This window comes from Fontibacillus forbon (assembly GCF_046559655.1).
Lineage (GTDB): Bacteria > Bacillota > Bacilli > Paenibacillales > Paenibacillaceae > Fontibacillus.
On the sequence record NZ_JBKGFV010000005.1, the window covers coordinates 454270 to 467950 of the forward strand.

At 50.7% G+C, this 13681-nt stretch carries 11 protein-coding genes and 1 pseudogene; 6 read left to right on the forward strand and 6 right to left on the reverse strand.

Annotated features, from left to right (window positions below):
- The first annotated feature begins 188 nt into the window (after window positions 1-188).
- The gene (locus ACLB09_RS20860; protein WP_410771777.1) at window positions 189-509 is read left to right on the forward strand and encodes a hypothetical protein; all 321 of its coding nucleotides are present in this window, start codon (window positions 189-191) and stop codon (window positions 507-509) included.
- Between the two features lie 177 nt (window positions 510-686).
- Here the strand turns inward: ACLB09_RS20860 and ACLB09_RS20865 are convergent, their stop codons facing one another.
- The gene (locus ACLB09_RS20865; protein WP_410771778.1) at window positions 687-947 is read right to left on the reverse strand and encodes a hypothetical protein; all 261 of its coding nucleotides are present in this window, start codon (window positions 945-947) and stop codon (window positions 687-689) included.
- Window positions 948-1109: 162 nt separating this feature from the next.
- Here ACLB09_RS20865 and ACLB09_RS20870 point away from each other — a divergent pair, with 162 nt between their 5' ends.
- Window positions 1110-1592, forward strand: a complete 483-nt coding sequence (locus tag ACLB09_RS20870) for a hypothetical protein (RefSeq protein WP_410771779.1) — start codon at window positions 1110-1112, stop codon at window positions 1590-1592.
- 140 nt (window positions 1593-1732) lie between these two features.
- Here the strand turns inward: ACLB09_RS20870 and ACLB09_RS20875 are convergent, their stop codons facing one another.
- The 3 genes and pseudogenes from ACLB09_RS20875 to ACLB09_RS20885 all read right to left on the reverse strand — a co-directional run bounded on the left by ACLB09_RS20875 (window position 1733) and on the right by ACLB09_RS20885 (window position 4700).
- Window positions 1733-2653, reverse strand: a complete 921-nt coding sequence (locus ACLB09_RS20875; protein ID WP_410771780.1) for a glycine betaine ABC transporter substrate-binding protein — start codon at window positions 2651-2653, stop codon at window positions 1733-1735.
- 14 nt (window positions 2654-2667) lie between these two features.
- A pseudogene (locus tag ACLB09_RS20880) lies at window positions 2668-3499 on the reverse strand (ABC transporter permease); the annotation flags it as partial.
- Entirely contained in the window at window positions 3483-4700 is a 1218-nt protein-coding gene (locus tag ACLB09_RS20885; RefSeq protein ID WP_410771781.1) for a quaternary amine ABC transporter ATP-binding protein, read from the reverse strand. The pseudogene ACLB09_RS20880 and the gene ACLB09_RS20885, both read right to left, overlap by 17 nt.
- A 338-nt stretch (window positions 4701-5038) precedes the next feature.
- On the opposite strand from ACLB09_RS20885, the gene ACLB09_RS20890 reads away from it, so the two are divergent.
- Window positions 5039-5593 carry a GbsR/MarR family transcriptional regulator gene (locus ACLB09_RS20890; protein ID WP_410771782.1) on the forward strand — a complete coding sequence of 185 codons (555 nt, stop codon included), beginning with the start codon at window positions 5039-5041 and terminating at the stop codon, window positions 5591-5593.
- A 430-nt stretch (window positions 5594-6023) separates the two neighbouring features.
- On the opposite strand, the gene ACLB09_RS20895 is transcribed toward ACLB09_RS20890, so the two are convergent.
- Complete coding sequence (locus tag ACLB09_RS20895; protein ID WP_410771783.1) at window positions 6024-8300, reverse strand: poly(ethylene terephthalate) hydrolase family protein; 2277 nt, start codon at window positions 8298-8300, stop codon at window positions 6024-6026.
- A gap of 107 nt (window positions 8301-8407) precedes the next feature.
- Window positions 8408-9757 (reverse strand): amino acid permease, encoded by a 1350-nt coding sequence (locus ACLB09_RS20900; protein ID WP_410771784.1) that lies wholly within the window; start codon window positions 9755-9757, stop codon window positions 8408-8410.
- Window positions 9758-9948: 191 nt separating this feature from the next.
- Between ACLB09_RS20900 and ACLB09_RS20905 the strand changes: the two genes are divergently transcribed.
- The 3 genes from ACLB09_RS20905 to ACLB09_RS20915 all read left to right on the forward strand — a co-directional run bounded on the left by ACLB09_RS20905 (window position 9949) and on the right by ACLB09_RS20915 (window position 13609).
- On the forward strand, window positions 9949-10905 hold the full coding sequence (locus tag ACLB09_RS20905) for an ABC transporter permease (protein WP_410771785.1): 957 nt from the start codon (window positions 9949-9951) through the stop codon (window positions 10903-10905).
- Between the two features lie 30 nt (window positions 10906-10935).
- A complete protein-coding gene (locus ACLB09_RS20910) occupies window positions 10936-11829 on the forward strand; it encodes a carbohydrate ABC transporter permease (RefSeq protein ID WP_410771786.1) in 894 nt (297 codons plus the stop codon).
- Window positions 11830-11923: 94 nt separating this feature from the next.
- Window positions 11924-13609 carry an extracellular solute-binding protein gene (locus tag ACLB09_RS20915; protein WP_410771787.1) on the forward strand — a complete coding sequence of 562 codons (1686 nt, stop codon included), beginning with the start codon at window positions 11924-11926 and terminating at the stop codon, window positions 13607-13609.
- Window positions 13610-13681: the final 72 nt, after the last annotated feature.

Sequence of the window (13681 nt, forward strand, 5' to 3'; positions counted from 1 at the left end):
CCTGGAAGTAGGCAGGTTAAAGTTTAACCGGCTTTTTCCAGGGGAGCTTTTTTTATTCCAAAATATTTCGTGCAAATCTGTTTACATGGGAAATAAAGTAATAGTTTGGTAATATATTGATGGACTAAATTTATTCAATCTGGTACTATGATCCTAGTAAAAATAACCTAAAGATTGGAAGGGATAAAATGACAGGTTCACGTATTTTAAAATGGGTTACAGGTTCACTGGAAATTTTCTTGGGAATTCCGATTATCGGCGGCGCAATTATCATGGGGACATACTACATACCTTTGGGCTTAATGCTTATCCTACATATCGTAACGCTTGTACTTTCGTCTTCCAATAAAGAAGTAAAATATGGATCCATTCTCGGTATCGTAACATCTCTGGTTGCCTGGATCCCAATCGTAGGCATGATTCTTCATATTATTACTGGCATCTTGCTGATGGTTACGGCCGCCAAAAAACCTGCTCAAGCCGTTCAAGCACCGCCTTTTCAAGCATAACTAATACATAACTGATTTGAAGGAGCCCTAAGTGGGCTCCTTTTCTTTATCGCAAACTGTAAAGATGAAGCGGAATTTGCAGACCCCAATTCTGAAGCAAACAATAATATTCAATAAAATAGAAGCAGCCCCCAAGCGAAGTTGCTTGGGGGCTGCTTTTACTATTTGGATATATTATTAAATCAGGGCAATGGCCAGCAGGGTGAACAGGCTTAACGTCAAAATATCGTTTCCGTAAAAACCGGCTCCGCCATAAGGTCCCCCGTACGGTCCGCCGGGGTAAAATGCCGAGGTATAGACATTTCCTCCCCGATCCGGGCGCAAATATACGTACTGGTGATCCACGTCTACGATCGTTCCGCAATAGTGCTTTCTGTCCATCGTCATAATGCGGACCTTCTTGTTTTTCAAGCGCAAACAATTATAATAAGCTTCCACTTGGGCGTTCCTCCTCCTTTTTTTATAAGCTATGTGAAACAGGCCACCCGGGACACGGCGGACGCCGGGATATTCATTTGTTTCATGAAGAAGGTAGCCGTTTATAGACATTTGAAGGAGTTTAGCTAAGGCAAATTGCACATTTTCATGGAGGGGATTACCATGGCGAAATTATTGACGGGCATCATGAATACGAGACAAGATGCCGCCTTGGTCATTGAGGATTTGAAAGAGGCCGGTGTCAAAAAAGGAGAGATTTCCGTCATATCTAAAACCGAGGAAGCGTTGGGGATCATCAGCCGGGATACCGGTCTTCCTAAACCGGAGCGAGGGGACGGAAATCATGCGCTGTTTCACCCGTTAATCGAGGTTGCCGCCATTTTGGAAGAGCAGCCGGCTAATGTAGCGGTGATCGGACCAGCGGCAAAATCGCTGGCTGGAGCCGAGATCGGAAAAGGCAGCGACGATTTCGTCGTCGGACTGATTGGAGCGGGAATTCCTGAGGAAGACGCCAGAAGAATAGAGGAGAGCCTGCTGGCGGAAAAATTCGTAGTATTCGTGGAATGCGGGGATCAACAGGTCCAAGACTTGGAAAATATTATTTCAGCCCGGGAGATGGGGGAGTCTATATCAAATAAATCTTAAATTAATCTGATTTTCAGGTTTCTGTAAGGTTGCATTAAGGAAGTGATGGTAGATTTAATATACTCCCTCTTCTTAATATAGATGTAGCAAAGAAACCATCCCAGCCAGAGGGATGGTTTCTTTTTATCATTCACTAGAGATTATTTCAAATCTTCGATCGATTTCAGATCCACATAGGATGGAACGACCAGACCTGTCTTAACGCCGGTCATGTTCGGACCGAGATCCTCAAGCTTGTCGCCGTATTCCGTCCAATAATCGGCATGCGTTAGCGGCAACCATGCAGCTGGAGTAGCATCGACATCGCCGCTGGCAACGCCCGTCCACATGGGTCCGGCTTCGACTTGAAGCGCTGTGACATCGTAGCCAAGCTTGCTCTCAAGGATATACTCCAGCAGATTGGTGCTGGCAATTTCCGAATCCCAGGCTACATAGCTAAGCTTGAATTTGTCGCCGCTGACCGGCTTCAAATCCTTTGTCCAGCTGTCCACGCGGTCACTGTGGCTGTCGGCCCAGGTCTTCGCGGCTTCCATCGGATCTTTGCCTTCCTGGATGGCAGTCATGATTTCGCCCATTTCATCGGAAGTCCACTCAAACCGGTCGAGAAATTCGTAAGCGACGGGTTGGTCTTCTTTCAAGCCTTTGCGAACGAGGGTATGAATCTCTTCCGCTTCGCCGAATACTTTTTTCGGATCCTCCAGATATTTCAGATCATATTTCGAAAACATCCAATGCGGCGTCCAGCCGGTAATGATGATCGGCTTCTCCGCTTTCACGGCTTTGTCGAGCATGGCGGTCATGGCTGCACCGGAGCCTTCGATCAGCTTCCAGTCGCCTAGATCATATTGGTCCAATGCATCTGCGGCAGCTTTCATGATTCCCGCACCCGGGTCAATGCCGATAATCTCATGTTTCACCTGGTTTCCGATAGAGTCGGATGTTCCTGCTTGACCATTGTTCCCCGTGTTAGCGGCATTGCCGCCGGAACCCGAACCGCAGGCCGACAGCGCCAGAACCCCTGCTAAACCCGCAAGCATCAGTAGTTTCTTCGATATCTTCATATTTTATCCTCTCCCTTTATTCGATTTGAAAAGATTTTGGGTAAACCGGTCCAGCACGATCGCCAGCACGACGACAGCGAGGCCGGCTTCAAAGCCTTGTCCGATTTTGAGCTGGGTAACGGCACGATATACGGTAGCGCCAATCCCTTGGGCGCCGATCATCGAGGCAATGACGACCATGGACAAGGACAGCATGATCGTCTGGTTGATCCCCGCCATCATCGTTGGCATGGCGAGAGGCAGCTCGACCTTGATCAGTTTTTGCCAGGACGTGGAGCCAAATGCATCGGCCGCTTCGGCCAGTTCGCCGGATACCTGCTTGATCCCGAGATAGGTCAGCCGGATTGTCGGCGGGATCGCGAAAATGACAGAGGCGATAACGCCCGGGACGACGCCGAGGCTGAAGAACGTTACGGCAGGCAGCAAGTAAACAAACGCCGGCATGGTCTGCATGAAATCAAGCAGAGGCGAAATAATACGGTGTGCTGTCTTGCTGTACGCGCTCCAGATGCCAATCGGGATCCCGAATACAATCGAAATCAGTCCTGACGTAATGACCAGTCCCAGCGTGTTCATCGTCTCCTGCCAGTAGCCGAGATTATCGATGAGCAGGAATCCGATCACGGTAAACAGAGTCAGTCTCCATTTTCCGACCAGATAGGCAAGTGCGCCAAGAATCACGATAAAGAGCAGCGGATGGGGAAGAAGAAACAGGCCGGAGAAAAAGTTGACGATGGCTTCGATCCCTTTGGATATCCCGTCAAACAAGCCTCCCAGATTCTCCGCCATCCAGTCGACGATGGCTTCGATCCAGTCCGCAAGCGGCAGCTTAGGAATGAAGTTCATGTCCGCTCACCTCCTTGTTTTCTACTTCACCGGCTAATGCGCCAAGCACGGCTCCGCGCACGATGACTCCTAGCAGCCGGTCTTGTTCATCGACAACCGCAAGCGGCACTCTGGCAGAACTGGTCACTTCAAACAATTCGTTCAACAAGGTGTCGGGTGCCACCCGAGGACCGTCCACGATCAGGATATCCTGTAGCGTGCCTCCGGTTTTTAACGCCTGGGAGGCGTCTTCCGCCGTAATGACCCCCAGCAGCCGTTTGGCCCGGTCGATGACGAACAAGTTGGAGATGCCCCGTTCTCGCATCAATTGCAGGGCGACACGCGGCCCGCGGTCCAGCGTTACGGTTTCCGGACGGCGCATGACGCGGGAAGCGGTCAGTACTTTGGACAAATCGACATCTTCGATAAAACGTTCGACGTACCGGTCTGCCGGCTGCGTCAGCATTTCCTCCGGCGTGCCGATTTGAACCACTTCGCCATCTTTCATGAGCGCGATCCGGTCGCCGATCCGCAGCGCCTCGTCCAGATCGTGAGTAATGAAGACGATTGTTTTCTTCATCTTTTCCTGCAGCTCCAGCAATTCGTCCTGCATATCGCGGCGAATAAGCGGATCGAGGGCACTGAACGCTTCGTCCATCAGCAGAATTTCCGGATCGTTAGCCAATGCGCGTGCCAAACCGACGCGTTGCTGCATTCCGCCGCTGAGCTGGTCGGGCAGAACATGTTCCCAATTCTTCAAACCGACAAGTTCCAGCGATTTTTGTGCTTTTTCCCGGCGCTCCGATTTGCTTACCTTTTGAACTTCCAAGCCGTACTCAACGTTTTCGAGCACAGTGCGGTGGGGAAAAAGAGCGAATTTTTGAAAGACCATACTGATCGTTTTCCGGCGAACCTCGCGCAGTTGGGCCTTGTTCATTTTCCGCAAATCCTGCCCATGGATCAGAACTTCACCCGAAGTAGGCTCGATCAAGCGATTGAGCATCCGCACCAGGGTCGATTTTCCGCTGCCGGACAAACCCATGATGACAAAGATTTCACCTTCATTGATGCTGAGACTTACGCGATTTACGCCGACCATGATACCCTTTTCCTTGGCGAGCCTCTCTTTCGTATAGCCTTGCTTCAGCAGCTCGATGCCTTGCTCGGTACCGGGTCCGAACAGTTTGCTTAGTTGGTTTACTTTTAGGATTTCATTTCCCATACATTCACCCCTTTTGAATTCTGTAACTTTCATTTCTCTATATGGACACGGTATATTCTGTGCCGTCCGCGCCAATCCATGCTCCAAGTGTAGCAAAAGAGCAAGTGATTGATCAAACGTTAAAACCGTACGTAAAGAACGTACAGAAAAAACTGTACGTAAAGATTCTCCTGATAACTGCCGGATTCTCCAAAATGCTGCCCGGTTCACTTCTTTACTTTTGGACATCCTTTTCTTAATATAGAATAAGCATCTCTCCGCCTGCGAAAAAAATGCGGCGCAAATAAATGAATTCAGTCCAGATTTAACGTAGTGCGCAATGATAGGAGGACAAATGCATGAGTTTGGACCAGCTTTCAGACGAACAACATGCCGAGTTATTAAAAGTGCGTAAGCGTGTTATAGAAGCGATTGGCAGAAACATGGACTTATACGGAATCTCATTGTCGACGGGCCATTTGTACGGGCTGCTTTTTTTTGCAGATAAGCCGATGACTTTGGATGAAATGGGACTGGAAATGAAAATGAGCAAGACGAGCATGAGTACGGGGGTCCGTACACTGCTTGACTTGAAAATGGTGAATAAAGTATGGGAAAAAGGATCGCGTAAAGATTTGTACGAGGTGGAATACGACTGGTATCAGACGTTTACCGACTTCTTCGCAATCAAATGGAGAAAAGCGGTGGAAACCAACATTGTGATTCTTCGCCGAGCCATGGAAGAACTGAACAAGTCGCTATCGCGGGAGGAGGGCCCAGAGGAACCTTTCCGGGCTATTCTTGAAGAAGATCGGCGTAAGATGGGCGAAGCCGTCAAGTATTATGAATGGCTGGACCGGCTGATCGATGTAATGGAAAGCGGCGAAATATACAACCTGGTGCCGAAAGAGTAGTAGAAAAGCGAGATTCCGCTAAGGAACCTCGCTTTTTTTCTACTCTTAAAATGTTTAACGGACATGAGGGCGTTAATCGATGCAAATATCTAAATAACTGGATTTCCTACAGTTAATTAAGTCCAGATGAGTTGTCAGAGTGAATTAGATGGAAAACCTCCAGCTAATTTTACGCTTTTCCGCCAAAGTGGCTCAAACCCACCGAAATAGCTGTACATTTTCCAGTTAATTGTCCCAAAGAGGCCATTTCCGCGAAATTAACTGTAGGTTTTCCAGTTAGTTTGTGGCTTGAAGTTACTGAATAGCAAAAGAGCACACCGAGGTTATCGGCAGTAACGGCTCCTGTGTCCGTTAGGGTCAGCGAGCTCCCGCTTAGGCTATCCGCATAGATTGCCGGCATACCGTCTGCCGTCCGGTCCGATGGTACGTTTTAATAAACCCCGATATCGTCCAGCATTACGCGGCCGGGTCCGCCGGTGAGGCGGAAGGTCAGCTTCCGGATACCGGAAGCCGGATGAAACCGGGCATTTACTTCGCTAAAGGCCGACAGCGGAAGCTGGTAAGTTTGAAAGACCGCTTCCGTAGGATTCTTGTATTTGCCGTCCGACAAATGAAGATCCAACCAGGGGTGTAGCGTGTAGCTGGTTTCGGGCAAAGGCAAGATCGGCATAAAGTCCGACAGGGGAAGCCGTACGGCGACGCCGTCCAGGCTCTCCAGTTCCACTTCGATATCAAGCTCTCGCGCTGCTGAGGTCTCCCTAGTCCCCCCTGAATCTTTGCCCTCCGCCGCTATCTCGTAACTCCGATCCGACAGAGAGAAGGATAGAAACTGCGCCGAACCCGGCTCCGGCGATGGCGCGGCTTTCTTCCAACTTAAGCTGTAAGTGGAAACGTCATCGCCATCGCCGGTTCTTTCAAGCACGGCGCCGCGCGTGCCTTTCCCGGACTTGCGGCGATTCTTGGCTTCTTCTTCTTTCCAGACGAGATCCTGTCCCTCGGCGACGCCTCCGCCAAGCAGGGTCATCCGGTTCATGTCCTCGTCAAATTTGGCCCAGGAAGTCATCTTTCCGCTTTCAAACCGGTTAAAGTAGACCGTCTCCGGCAACCAGGACAAGCCCGACCGGTAGTCGCTGAATAGCGGAAGATACTGTTCCTGCTGATGGAGCGTGGACTCGAGAAACGCGGAAATGTACACCTTGGCGATACTCCGCTGCTCGGCGGCCGGCAGCATTCCCTTTCTGCTCAGCAGAATTCCCTTCGGGTAACTGACATCCCGTCCGCCCCAGCCGGTATTGAACTGGCTGTGATTGGCATCGGCGATGTACAGGGAAGCTTTGAAGGAGGAGTTGCCGGCCGAAAACGATGTCCGGGCATATTGGCGCTCCCCGTCAAAATCGTTGACATCGCCGTCGCGTGCGCCCTGCAGCGTCAAATAACTGACGTCTTGCAGCTTGGCGTAGCTGTCGTCGACTTTTTTGTCGGTCGGCGCTATAGCCGCGATCGCCCGGATTTGGTACTCCTTCATGTCTTTGAGCGTAGAGTCGGATGCGAACCACCGTTTATAGTCGTAAGCCATGGATACGGCCTGACCGCCCCGGGAATGGCCGATGAGGGCGATTTGTCCAAAGTCGACCGCATCGTAGAACGGGGTGTCCGGATTCTCCGCAAAGCTGCCGATTTGTTGCAAATGCTTGAGGAGCATCCAGGCCCGGACCTTCATGTCATTGTCAGGGATGCCGGTCCACACGGAGTAATTGAGGAAATTCTCGTCCACCGAAACCGCGATGAAGCCGCGGCTGGCAAGCAATTCGCCGAGGTAAGCGTAACCGTCATCCGAGTAATCCTCCATGAGATGGTTACCGTGAACAATGAGCGCCAGCGGGAATTTCCCTTCCCCTTCCGGCATCCATACCCGCCCGTTCAAGGGCAGGGCGTGCTCGTTAAATCCCCAATAAAAGGTTCTGAAGCGGGACCACTTCTTGATGTAAGCGGACGCGTCCACCGAACTCGAGATCAGGTCGGTATCCTGCCCGTATTCCGGCTGCCAGAAATCCCGGCCGCTGCCGTAATAAAATGATTTTATTCCGTAAGGCCCGGGTTCGGCAGGATCGGTAGCCGTAGCCGTGATTTCCGGGAAGTCCGCCAGGTCTGCGGAGCTGGCGGGCTCGGCTTTATCCGGCCAAACCGCCGCGGACAAACAGATCAGAACCACCACGCCGGCGAGACAGGCTTTGAACCGTAAGGGGATTCTCCGTGATGCTAACATCCCAAGCAAAAGGCCGGACAGTATTCCGGCCAGGGTCACGACAGCCGAAACAATGGCCGAGATGGCGAAGGCTTCGTCCTCCTGAAAGAAAATTAGAAAGATGGCGGCCAAATCGAACAGGATGGCACCGAGAAAAAGGCGGGGAGCGGGAAGTCCGGTCAAAGACAGAAGCAGTGCGACCAGGTGCGCAACCACAAACAACGCGGCGGTACCTGCGAAGGCGAACGTCATAATGTCGAAAGCGGCGCCCAATCCCGTCGGCATTCCCAGCGCGGCGAGGGTAAACGCGAAGATGCCGGCCCCCCAGGGGCCGGCCATGCTGATCCGCCAAAAGGCGGTATCGTACTTATACGTTCGCCGGATGCGTTCCCGCAATCTAGAGCGAAGCGGTATTTTCGGTTGTTTGACGACAACGTATTCTGTCTGGAATTCCAGTTCCATAGTCTCCCCCAGCTTTTCTCTATATAAAGTGTCTATATTCGCGCGCATTAACAACCTTCATTGTAACACGCATAGAGGCGGGAGAGGAACAGGAGAATACCGGGTGATCAGCGGCGGGCGGACTCCCGTTTGAAGCGGAAGAAGGACCAGACCGTCAGTACGCACATCACGGCCAGACAGACGCCGATGCTGATCCGGTTTTGCGCGTCGAACAAAAAGAGCAGGGCGATGACGGACAGACAAATCACGGACGTAAACGTGATATAGGGATAGCCCCAGACAATAAATCCGGGTTTGACCGGATAAGTTTTTCGCAGTTTCCACTCTGATAACAGAATGCTGATCCACACGAGCAGAACGACAAATCCCGGTACGGCCATCAACAGGCGAAATAGGTTATCTTGCGCAAAGTATGCGATCATGGAACCCAAGATTAGCACGACCGCACTCAGTTTCAGGCTGTTTATCGGTACGCCTTTGGCGGACAGACGGGCTAGCCCCGCCGGGGCTTCACCATCGACGGCCATCGAATGCAGCATGCGCGTTGCTCCGTAGATTCCGGAGTTGGCCGCGGACAATACCGCCGTGATCAGGATGAAGTTCATCAGATGCGCCGAGCCTTGCAATCCCGCTGAAGTAAGCACCTGGACAAACGGGCTGGTATGCTCGCTTAGCGTATTCCATGGAATCAACCCGCAAATGATCAGGATCGGCAGGGTGTAGAACAAGACGACCCGGAGAATAAAGCTCTTTACGACTTTTGGAAGAACTTTCTCCGCATCTTGCGCTTCCGACAGCGTTAGTCCGATCAACTCGGAGCCGCCATAAGAGAACATGACGACAAGCAGTGCGGAAAAGATCGCCGTCCAGCCGTTGGGGAAAAATCCGCCGTAGGCGGTGAAGTTATGTTGCCATGGCGCACTCGCACCCGGGATGATCCCGAACAGCATACAGGCGCCCAAAACGATAAACACGATAATCATGGCGATTTTGATGCCCGCAAGCCAAAATTCGAATTCGCCGTAACCGCCGACGCTCATCATATTGACGGCCAGAATGAATCCGGCGCTTGCCAGGCTGAGCACCCATAGCGGGACGTCGGGTAGCCAAAATTGCAGAAAGCTGCCCGCCGCGATTACTTCGATCACGCAAACGGTGAGCCACATGAAACAATACAGCCAGCCAATGATGAACGAAACGCGTTCACCGAACGCTTTGCGAATAAAGTCTTTCATATTTAGTCCGGGGTACACGGTAGCCATTTCGGCGATGGCGCCCATGACGACCAGAAGCAATAAACCGGCCAGGGCATAAGAGAAGATGACGCCGGGTCCGGCCAGGCTGACCGTTTCGGCGCTCCCTTTAAAGATGCCTGTTCCGATAACCCCGCCCATCGCCATAAAACTGATGTGTCTCGGGAGTAATTTTTTTTGCAAGGGAGTAGGATTGGATTTCAATAGTATGGCCTCCTGAATAGCTGCGTAATAGATTTGCACTTGAACTATATTACAACAAAAACAGCTTCCATGTAATGATATATAACCCCTGTTGATTATTATCATTTTTCGTTGATTGGGCAGATAGTAACCCTGCGTTCATTTCTTTAAAATAAAGTTAGACGGAGAAAGCAGTTGGAGGAGGAACAGATATGGCGCAACTATCCGTAAAAAAGCCGATAGATTCGGCGCGCAGCAAACCGGGAGGGTTTGCCCGTTTTTTTAAGCAAATTGATTTGCAGCTTATGGTTATACCCGCTTTAATTCTGATTTTCATTTTTAGTTACATTCCGATGTACGGCATTTTGATCGCTTTTCAGGACTACAAGATTGGGCGAAGTTTTTCCAGCAGTCCCTGGGTGGGATTCAAACACTTTATTTACTTTTTCAATTCTCCGGAGTTCGGCCCGGTCATGAGAAACACGATCGTGATCAGCTTGCTGAAATTTTTCATAGGATTCCCGGCGCCGGTCATTTTAGCCTTAATGCTGAACGAAGTCCGAAAAATGGCGTTCAAACGGGTAGTCCAAACGATCACTTACCTGCCGCATTTTATGTCCTGGGTCATTCTGGGCGGCTTGGTCAGCGCCATGCTGGCCGTGGATAACGGAAGTATAAACATGTTGCTCGAGAAGCTTAATCTCATAGACAAGCCGATAAATTTTTTGTCGCTGCCGCAGTATTTCTGGGGCATTCTCGTAACGACGAATGTGTGGAAGGAAATCGGGTTCGGCTCCATTGTGTACCTTGCGGCGATTGCAGGCGTTGATCCAAATACATATGAAGCCGCTTCCATCGACGGAGCGAGCCGTTTTAAGCAAACCTACCTGATCACCATTCCGTCCATTATGCCCGTGGTCATCATTTTCATGATCCTCGCTATCGGGAACCTGCTGAGCGCCGGCTTTGAAGATATTTTGATCCTCGCAGCCAATCCGGCGATCAGGGATGTGTCCGATGTGTTGGATACGTACGTGGTGCGGGTCGGGATCGACAATTACCGATACTCGTATGCAACTGCCGTCGGAGTATTTAAAGCCGTAGTTAGCGTCGGTTTGCTGACCATGGCGAATTTCATAGCACGACGGTCGGGCAACAGTTTGTGGTAATCGGGATATATTCAGAGGAGGTTGCTTGATATGAGGGACACCATGGGTGATCGCATTATGATGATCTTTATCTATACATTTCTTATTCTGCTGGCGGTTTCGACGCTTTATCCTTTCCTGAACGCCGTTGCGGTATCTTTTAACCAGGGGATCGATACTTCCAAAGGCGGAGTTACGCTTTGGCCGAGAGTATTCACCTTGGAAAACTACAAAGTCGTATTTAAGGACGACCGTTTGATGAGCGGATTTATGATCTCGGTTCTCCGGACCGTTATAGGTACGGCAACCGCCATTCTGTGCACGGCAATCTTCTCTTACGGCATGTCCAAAAAAGAACTGATGGGCCGAAAATATTATATGGTCATGTGTATCATCACGATGTACTTCGGCGGCGGTCTTATTCCTACTTTCATGCTGATTCGGAACATCGGTTTGATGAACTCGTTTTGGGTTTTCATTATTCCTTCTTTGATCGGCGTATGGAACATGATTATCTTCAGAACTTTTTTCCAAGGGCTTCCGTCCGGGCTGGAGGAATCGGCAAAAATCGACGGATGCGGCAACTGGGGCACCTTGTTCCGAATTGTTCTCCCATTGTCGGGGCCGGTTATCGCAACTTTGGCGCTGTTTACCGCCGTGGGACACTGGAATGAATGGTTCCTTGCCGGGATTTACATCTCCGATCAGGATAAGTACCCGATTCAAACCATACTGCGGCAGATTCTGTTATCGAACATCGTTTCCGAACAGGCCGGTTCCCTGGATGCTTCGTCGCTGGCCCATTTGCAGCGGGCCAAAACGATTACCAGCAAATCGCTTTCGATGGCGACGATGATCGTTGCGACGCTTCCGATTATCTGCGTGTATCCTTTTGTGCAAAAATACTTTGTCAAGGGCGTACTGGTCGGTTCGCTGAAGGAGTAGGCTTAAATGGACAACCGACATTTCGAGCGGGTTTAGAGCACAAGCTTTAACCATAGATCAAATCATTTGTATTCTGAAAGGGGAAAGCAGCGATATGATGAAGAGGAGAAAATGGCTGGTTACTGTTTTATCGGTACTGACGATTATTGCGCTGATTGCAGGTTGCTCCGGTAAAAACAGCAACAACGCCAAGCCGGCCGACCAGACCGGCAACAGTCCGGAGCCGACAAACACAGAGGCTACCTCCGAAGGACCGAAGCTCTACGAGCTTGGAAAAGAACCGCTTAACATTTCTCTGTTCGGCAATTACGACTGGTATACGATGCCTAAGTGGGGCGATGACGTCACCACGAAATGGGTGCAGGACAACATGAAGATCACGGTAACGGAAGTGCCGAACGGCGGCAATGCTGCGCAAAAGCTGAATACGATGATCGCTTCGGGCGAATTGCCCGATATAGTTTGGGGCGAACGGGGTACCGATGTCGAACGGCTCCGCGAAGCGGGATTGCTCGTGCCGCTGGACGATTATATCGATAAATATCCGAACTTGAAAAAATGGCTCGATCCGAAAGCGTTGAACATGCTCCGTTCGCCGGACGGCAAGCTGTATCAATTCCCGAACTGGTACACCAACCGTCCGAACGGGAACGCCGGCTGGGTCATAAACAAGGAGATCTATACGTCGCTTGGTTCGCCAAAGCTCGAAACGACGGACGATCTTTACGCCTATTTGAAACAGGTTAAAGAAAAATATCCGAACGTGATTCCGTTTGAAACCGACCTCGCCGCGGAAGGACACGGTCTGGACCAAATTTATTCCGCCTTTAAGGAAAATAACTTGGGCTTCACCAGATTCTTTGCCGTTCCGGATGGCGACAAGATGAAATCGATCTATAAGGATGAGCCTTTCCGCGAGTCCGTGGTATTTGCCGCAAAATTGTTCCGCGAAGGCTTGATGACGCAGGATGCGTTTACGCAAACCCGCGACCAGGTCGACGAGAAGCTGATGAACGGCCGGGTAGCGGTATACGCTACGGCAAACCCTACGGTCTATGCGATGGCGGCGGATACCGAATTGAGAAAGAAAGACCCGAACGATCCGAATTTGGGATACTTCATGGTTTGGCCGATTCACAAAGAAGGATTGGATAAGAACAAAATTTATCCGGGGACTTACAACAAACTGGGCTGGAACGCAGCCGTCATCACGACGAGCGCCAAAGATCCTGAAGCGGTCTTCGCCTTCCTCGACTGGTGGACCGGTCCGCAAGGAACGACGCTGCAATTCTGGGGCGTAGAAGGCGAGTACTGGCAAGGTTATGAAGCCGATGGATATACGCCTAAGTTTACCGAGAAGTACGCTACCCAAAAAGATAAGCTGGCCGAGTACCAGAAGTTCATGGATCCGGTAATGTGGGTCGGCAACACGGTATTCGCGGACGACACGAAAGGCAAGTACGAAACGACCTTGGCCGAGAATGAACGGAACTGGGCGACTTACTGGCAGTATCAAATCACCTGGAAAACGCAAGGGGACGCTACGGAATTCGTCAATATGCCGCCAAGCCCGGACAGCGAAGCAGGCATTGCGTTCCAGCGCGCCAAAGATATCTGGGATCAAGTGAGAGCGCAAACCCTGTATACCAAGTCCGACGAGGAAACGTTAGCCTTGCTGGATAAGGCGGATGCGGATACGATGGCCGCCGGATTCGATAAGACGCTGGAACACTTCGCCAAGAAGTGGAGCGAGAACTTGGCGATGATTAACGGCAATTAATCTTTATCAAGAAAATGAAAGGGCCTGGTTCATCCGGGCCCTTTTTCCCTATCTTTCCCGGACGGTTATTTG